Here is a 6,614-nt window from a genome sequence, read left to right on the forward strand (position 1 = left end):
GCGGGGGGACGTCCCTTCGTTTCAGTGCTTCCCGCAGGTCGCTCGTGACCGCCGCGACGGTTTCGGCGCCCTCCAGTTCCGGTTCGATCCGTTTCCTGAGTTCCTTGCTCAGTGCCGGACTGCGCCCGCCGGTCCCGACGGCGACGACCACGTCGCCGTCGCGGGCCGTCGCCGGAACGACGACGCTTCCCAACTCCCGTTCGCCGCTCCGGTCCGCGCGGTTGACCAGAATTCCGCGCTCGCTCGCCGCTCGCTCGATGGCCGCGTTGCACTCCTCGTCGCTGGTCGCGGCGACGACGAGTGCGGGTGCTACTCTTTCGAGCCACGAATCCACGTCCCCCGGCGAGACGTGCGCCCGGACGAGCGAGGCGCGTGCGCCTTGCTCGTCCGATTGTCGGTGTTCGGCGAATTCTCGAAACTCGTCCGCGAATTCCGCTCCGACCACGACGACCGTCGCTTCGCGCGCGAAGCGACGGGCCTTCCGGTAGCCGACCCGTCCCCCGCCGAAGACGAGCACGCGCTCCCCGCGAAAGTCGTGAAACAGCGGAATCATGCGTGAAGCGTGAACTCGACCGTCTCGTACTCCCCGGCGTAGTACGCCCGACAGAAGTCGTCCTCCGTCCCGTAGTCGCCCTTCGGGACGACTCGGGCGGCCACGGAGACGGTCAGGGGCGACTCGTCGAACGGGTACGGATCCAGTTCGAATTCGCCGTCACCGACCGGTCTCACCGTGATGGAAACCTCCTCGCCGGGTGCCGTCGGCACGTCCTCGATGGTCGTCTCGTCGGGCGATTCGGTCGTCCCGAGGATCAGCGACAGGACGTCCCACACTTGCAGGAGTTCGTAGTTACACCAGAGGCGACTCGTCGTGCCCTCGGGCGGTTCTCCCTGCTTGTGAAGCGCGGTGAGCAGTTCCATATCCTCGTTTGAGGGTCGCTCCTCGTCCTCGTCGGCTTCCATCAACTCGCCCGCCAGTCTCGTCTGTCGTTCCTCCTCCTTCGCCACGAACTCCTCGAACGCGGGTTGCGTGTCGGGCCACGACGTGGAGAGGCCGTAGCGTCGGCGGCGGAGTCCCGAACCGTGCATGGACGCCAGCAGTCCGGCGTAGGTGTTCAACTCGGCAACGCTGCTGATGCCGTCGTCGTAGAATTCGACCCACTCGTCGGCGGGCACGCTCACGAAGTTAACGAGGTCGCCGTCTTCGAGGTGTGGTTTTCGGTCGTACTCCCACCAACCGTCGTCGTGGGTGGTCGCAACGAGGGTCATCGCGGCGAACGGCTCCGGGCGCTCGAACGTCTTGTTTCCCCAGTGCTCCGCGAACTGCCCCGCCAACGCCGCGTGGTCGGGTTGCGTGATGAACCGATACTGGTCGTCACCGTGGGCGATGAGCATCGGTCGAAATTGGGTCGGACACAATAAAAGCGTGTGCCGACCCTCCGTCTTCGGCCGACGAGTCCTCGCTGGACTCACTCCGTCTCGACGTCTGGGCCGATGGTGATGACGTTCGTGCCGAACGGTTCCATCGGTTTCTCGAACGTCGCGGTCAGTTCGTCGTTCGGGAAGATTCCGAGGATACGGGCCGCCTTCCGCCCGACGCTTCGGATACTGTGCGGTTCCTTGGCCGGAACGAGCGCGATTTCTCCGGTCGAGAGTTCTATCGTTTCGTCGCCGACCGTCGCCTCGACGGTTCCGGCCGTGACGTGCAACAACTCCTCGTTGCTGTCGCGATGTGTCGGCAGGTAGTTGCCGGGTTCGAGTTCGATGCAGACGAGCATGATGTCCTCGCCCGCCACCTCGCTCGCTTGTGGGGTCCCCGGCGACAGCGGGAAATAGCCCCGCAGTCGGGCGTGGTCGTCCCCCTCCTGCCACACGTCCGTTCCCTCGAACTGATAGAGCGGAACCGATCGTAAGTTCTCGTCTCGTGATTGGACTGCCATGGTTCCTCCAGTTGCTTCTCGCGGTGGGTCGCGTGGACCGAATAGATCCCCTCCGTTGCTCCCCAAGTGACGCTAGGCCGATCCGGAGCATCACCCTTTCGTGGGGCAGTTTTCCGACAGTAGGACGTGGCTACCGTCCCGTCCTCGAATCCGTACGAACCGCATACTCTTGCGCGACACCGTCGTGGTCCCGACGAGCGATGACTCCCGAGACGTCAGCACCCAACGAGTCCGCATCGGACGCTTCAGCCTGTTCGCGCTGTCGAGACGACGCCGTTCTCCGCGTCGTCCGCACCGAAATCGAAGGGCGTTCTTCCCCCGTCCGAACGTCGTCCTCCGACGCCGCTGACTCCGCGACCGTCTGTCGGGATTGCTTCGCCCGCCTCCGCGCCGACCCGAACGCGTCGTTCAACACCCTGTTCGAAACCGGGGACGCACCCGACCGCACGCGGCATTTCATCAAAATCGAACGGTTGTAGTCGGCGGGCGGATTTCCGTTTTCAGTACTCCGGCGGCACGTACAGGTTGACGGTTTCCAGCGGTTCCTCCCCAGTGTTCGTGATCTCGTGTGTCTCCCTTGGCTCGATACAGACGAGGTCGCCCGCCGACAGGCCGACCGTCTCGCCCGCCACGACTGCTTTCCCCCGTCCCGAAATCACGAACAGCCACTGCTCGCTCCCCTCGTGGCGATTCTCGGGTCCGCCCGTCGATTGTCCGGGCGACAACAGCATCAAGGCGGCTTGCGCCCGTTCGGTTTCCAGCAACACGTCGAACCAACTCGCCGCGTCCGCCGTCGTCGTTCGCTTCATACGCCCCGTTCGTCCCGCGTCGGCAGAAACGTTCGGACGAAATCGGTCTCCCCCGCTTGATCCCATTGGCGCGGATTCGTTTATCCCCGTCCGGAGCGTCCCTTTCGGTATGCCACAACGAAAGTTCGCACGGGAGACGGCGGGCGGCGGATTGCTATCGGTGCTCTATCGACTGCGACGCGGGGATGCGGTTACGGTCGGAACCGACACCGGGACGCTCCGGGACCCGCGCGAGTTCACGGTCGAACGGGTCGCCGAGGAGCGCACGGCGCGGGACGGGGAGATCTACTACCGCGTTCACCTCCGAGGGCCACGGGACGGCCACTACGTGTTGATGCCCGAGAAACCGCAGGGAAAGGGCGCACATGTGCCGCCGGAGTTGTTCTACCAGCATCCGACCGACCGCGACAGGTGGGACGAACCGGAGGAGGAAACCGAGGGAAGCGTCGTCTTCCTTCGGGTTTCCGCGGGGGAACCAGCCGCCGCGGGTCGGTCAGACTGACTCCACGAACAGATCGAGTTTCGAGTTCGGCGAGTTCGTGCTGAGTCGCACGCCGTCGAAATCGCCGTTTTTCTCCGTCCGATACTCCACGCCACGAATACCGCCCCCGACGCGCCCGAACGTGAGTTTCGGGCGCTGTGCGTAGGGTTTCTCGAATTTCACCGTCGCGTGTCCGGATTCGTCGACGGCCACGCCGCGATGAACGTCGAACGCTGGCGTGTTGTTCCGGACGCGCGACGTCGGACTGGAGACGTGCCACGGTCCCCGCACGTCGGACCAGTTGCCGTCGTAGCAGTTGTCCGTCCCGTCGCCTTCCACGATCGCCGGTCCGCCGCTCCGGTAGATGCGGTTTCGCCGGACGAGATTTCCCTTACTCTGGACCAACATCCCGGCTTCGTGGCCCTTTCCGGCCGCGTAGCTTCGGATTCGGTTGTTCAGGAGTTCGTGGTTCGTCTCGCCACCGGCGGCGACGAGTCCGATACGGTCGAGATCACTGAGGCGGTTCCCTTCGACTGTGACGAACCGGGCGTCGGCGAGCATGATCCCCGTTCGCCCGGTCCCCGAAATCGTGTTTCGGGAAACGATGCCGTCCTCCGCGCCGTCGATCCTGATGCCGTCGCTCGCGACGTTTCGAATCCGATTTCGCGCGACGACGAAATCGGTGATGCCGTCGGTCACGTTGATTCCGCGACCGCCGTAGCCGTAGAGGTCGTTGTCGACCGCCGTAATGTGGTTCGCGTGGGCGATATCGAGCGAGATACCCGAGTAGTCGTCCCGTTTTTCCTGTGCGCTGACGTTGTCGGCGATTCGAACGGCGTGAGTCGTCCCGTCGAAGCCGAGATGAAAGAACGACTTGTGGTGTCCGAAGCCGAGGTTGTTCGCGATGAGGACGTAGCCGCCGTTACCCTGCGTTTTATCGCCGCCGAGACCGATCAGACTGCCCTCCCGGTTGTTCCCCAGCACGTTGCCGACGACGGCGATGTGTTTCCCCTGTCGGTGGCGTCCCCGTCGCCAGATGTCACAGGAGATAGAGCGGTCGAGTCCGTTCGTGACGGTATTTCCGGAGACGACGACATCCGTGCCGCCGACCTGGATTCCCCTGTCGCCGATGTCGTAAATACGGTTGCCGAGGATGCGAACATCACGGCTCTCCCGTTCGGCGCTGATGCCGCTCCCGCCCGTGCTATGTTCGTGGTAGGGGTGCGTTCGCGTCACGTAGTTTCCCGAGATAGTGACGTTCTCGGCGTCACGGACGATGATGCCGTGACAGAGTTTCGTGAAGATGTTCTGCTCCTCGGGGTTGCCGTCGAAGCCGATGCCGCGAACCGTGACGTTCTCGCAGTGACGATGATGGCCGATACGGAACCCACCGGCGTTGGCGTCCGCCGCCGGTTTGATGAGCGTCCGGACGCCGGGACCGACGACGGTGACGTCGCTCACGTCGATGTCGAGCCACCCCATCGTTCGATAGGGTGCGTTCTCTCCCGTGATGAGGACCGTCTCGCCGGGCGAGAGGTTCCTGAACGTGGCTTCCAACTCCGCCGTCGAGGTGACGATGGAATCAGCGACCCCGAGTTCGTTCGCACGGCCGCCGCTCGCCCCCCATCCCGCGAGTGCGAACGCCAACCCAGCAGTTCCCCCCAGTACCCGCCGCCGTGGAATTTCGGGCATTCTCCGTGAGATGCACGACGCGAACCACCCACTGATTTGTGGCCGAAATTTCACGTTTCGACGGTGGCCGGGCGACGATGTGCGGGCAGTTTCGTCGGGAAGTAGACATCGGTTGTTCCGATTCAGGGTTCGAACCATTCTGTTTCAGGCCGTGAAATACCCCCTTTCAGGCACTGCAACACCCCCCGCAGGTGGCGAATAACAAACTCGTATTCCGCCGTTTCGCCTCGTGAGATGGTTCCTGCCGAACGTTCAACGACGAGCTACAACGCGGCGACATGCACGCCTCCGAGAGACGGACGAGCGAACGAATCCGAGAACGAATTCGAGCGCGAATTTCGCACGAGGGGAGTGCTGTGACCGGCACACCGACACCCACTCGACGCGGGTTCTGTGCGTCCGTCGGCGCGGTTAGTCTCTCCCTCCTGAGCTCACCCGTTACCGCCCGCTCGACGGATGGGCCGGGCGGGCGGGTCGTGTTCATCTACGACGATTCGCCGGAGGAGGATTACACGGAAACGTTCCCCGTGCATCAGGACGAAGGCGTTCCGGGCTGTATCGCGGCGGTGTCCGATCGTATCGGGCATTCGTCGTGGCTCTCACCGAAGCAGTTACGGGAAATGGAGGGCGACGGCTGGGAGATCATGTCCCACTCGGTTCGGCATCGAGCACTGGGAGCGATCGCTGTCACGCAGGACATCGAACCGGGGGATACGAAGGTGTACGTCGAGTCGAACTTCCACAGCCGGGTTCCGGGCGACGAAATCGTGGTGGAAGACGGTAATCGGTCGGCGACGTTCACCGTCGCCGACGGTGGCGAGGATTCCTCGGGGGAGTACCTCGTGAGCGAGAAACCGCTTCGGACCGGATTCACGGCGGCCGACGGCGTCACCGAACGCTACACCGACGATCGAATCCGCCGTTCGCTCGCGGATTCGAAGCGGACGCTGGAGGGATTCGGTGTGGATATCTCGGCCATCGTGCTCCCGTTCGGACGGACGCAGGGACGGGTGCAGGAACTGATTCCGGAGTACTACGACGTGCTTGCCAACCAGCATCACGGCGGGTTCAATCCGGGGAAATCGCTCGATCCGTATCATCTCGGCCGAACGGTGTTCCGCGGCGACGACCTGTCGGCGTCGGAAATCGGGAGCTTTCTCGACAAGGTCCGGAGAGAGAGCGCACTCGGAATATTCGTCGGCCACAGTCGGGAGGAGACGCTCACGCCCGCTCGCGTTCGGGAGACGATTCGCATGTCGAAGGACCGGAACCTCGAAATCACCACCCTCCGCGACGCCCTGACCGATTTCGGTGTGTCCACTGGAAGCCCAACCACGACGACCGCGACGACCCGGTCCACGGCGACGCAAACGACGACGGATACGGCGAAACGCTCGTCGGCAACGGATGGTCGGACGGCGACGCCGGACACGACGTCCGATGCGGGCGGAACGGATGGCGACGACGATGGCTCGCCGTCGATGGAACAACTCGGTGCGGTATCCCTGCTCGGAGCACTCGGTGCCGGTGTCCTCACCTACACCCGTCGGAACGGGTGAGCATCGTCCCTCGACGGCCCGATCAGAGACCAGTAGCTCCCTGCTTTCGACCCGATTTCGAGTCGGACGGATCGACCACGAACCACCGTTTCAGCCCCTGAGAACTTCACGAACGCGAACAGTAGGGCCTCAATTC

At 63.8% G+C, this 6,614-nt stretch carries 8 protein-coding genes; 3 read left to right on the top strand and 5 right to left on the bottom strand.

What is annotated here, in order from left to right:
- The 3 genes from WBV42_RS20120 to WBV42_RS20130 all read right to left on the bottom strand — a co-directional run.
- On the bottom strand, nucleotides 1-553 hold a 553-nt coding region (locus WBV42_RS20120; protein WP_423987611.1), incomplete at its 3' end, for a precorrin-2 dehydrogenase/sirohydrochlorin ferrochelatase family protein.
- Nucleotides 550-1,392, bottom strand: coding sequence for a DUF3891 family protein (locus WBV42_RS20125; RefSeq protein WP_423987612.1), 843 nt, complete (start codon nucleotides 1,390-1,392; stop codon nucleotides 550-552). The genes WBV42_RS20120 and WBV42_RS20125, both read right to left, overlap by 4 nt.
- Before the next feature lie 74 nt (nucleotides 1,393-1,466).
- Nucleotides 1,467-1,937 (bottom strand): cupin domain-containing protein, encoded by a 471-nt coding sequence (locus WBV42_RS20130; RefSeq protein WP_423987613.1) that lies wholly within the window; start codon nucleotides 1,935-1,937, stop codon nucleotides 1,467-1,469.
- 200 nt (nucleotides 1,938-2,137) lie between these two features.
- Between WBV42_RS20130 and WBV42_RS20135 the strand changes: the two genes are divergently transcribed.
- A complete protein-coding gene (locus WBV42_RS20135) occupies nucleotides 2,138-2,416 on the top strand; it encodes a hypothetical protein (protein WP_423987614.1) in 279 nt (92 codons plus the stop codon).
- Between the two features lie 21 nt (nucleotides 2,417-2,437).
- On the opposite strand, the gene WBV42_RS20140 is transcribed toward WBV42_RS20135, so the two are convergent.
- The gene (locus WBV42_RS20140) at nucleotides 2,438-2,746 is read right to left on the bottom strand and encodes a cupin domain-containing protein (protein ID WP_423987615.1); all 309 of its coding nucleotides are present in this window, start codon (nucleotides 2,744-2,746) and stop codon (nucleotides 2,438-2,440) included.
- Between the two features lie 109 nt (nucleotides 2,747-2,855).
- On the opposite strand from WBV42_RS20140, the gene WBV42_RS20145 reads away from it, so the two are divergent.
- Nucleotides 2,856-3,248, top strand: coding sequence for a hypothetical protein (locus WBV42_RS20145; protein WP_423987616.1), 393 nt, complete (start codon nucleotides 2,856-2,858; stop codon nucleotides 3,246-3,248).
- On the opposite strand, the gene WBV42_RS20150 is transcribed toward WBV42_RS20145, so the two are convergent.
- Nucleotides 3,240-4,919: a right-handed parallel beta-helix repeat-containing protein gene (locus WBV42_RS20150; RefSeq protein ID WP_423987617.1), complete on the bottom strand. Its 1,680-nt coding sequence runs from the start codon at nucleotides 4,917-4,919 to the stop codon at nucleotides 3,240-3,242. The two genes, WBV42_RS20145 and WBV42_RS20150, sit on opposite strands and share 9 nt — an antisense overlap.
- 356 nt (nucleotides 4,920-5,275) lie before the next feature.
- Here WBV42_RS20150 and WBV42_RS20155 point away from each other — a divergent pair, with 356 nt between their 5' ends.
- Complete coding sequence (locus tag WBV42_RS20155; protein ID WP_423987618.1) at nucleotides 5,276-6,478, top strand: polysaccharide deacetylase family protein; 1,203 nt, start codon at nucleotides 5,276-5,278, stop codon at nucleotides 6,476-6,478.
- Nucleotides 6,479-6,614 lie beyond the last annotated feature (136 nt).

Origin of the sequence: Haladaptatus sp., from assembly GCF_049589095.1 — an archaeon.
In the GTDB taxonomy this organism is placed as follows: domain Archaea; phylum Halobacteriota; class Halobacteria; order Halobacteriales; family Haladaptataceae; genus Haladaptatus.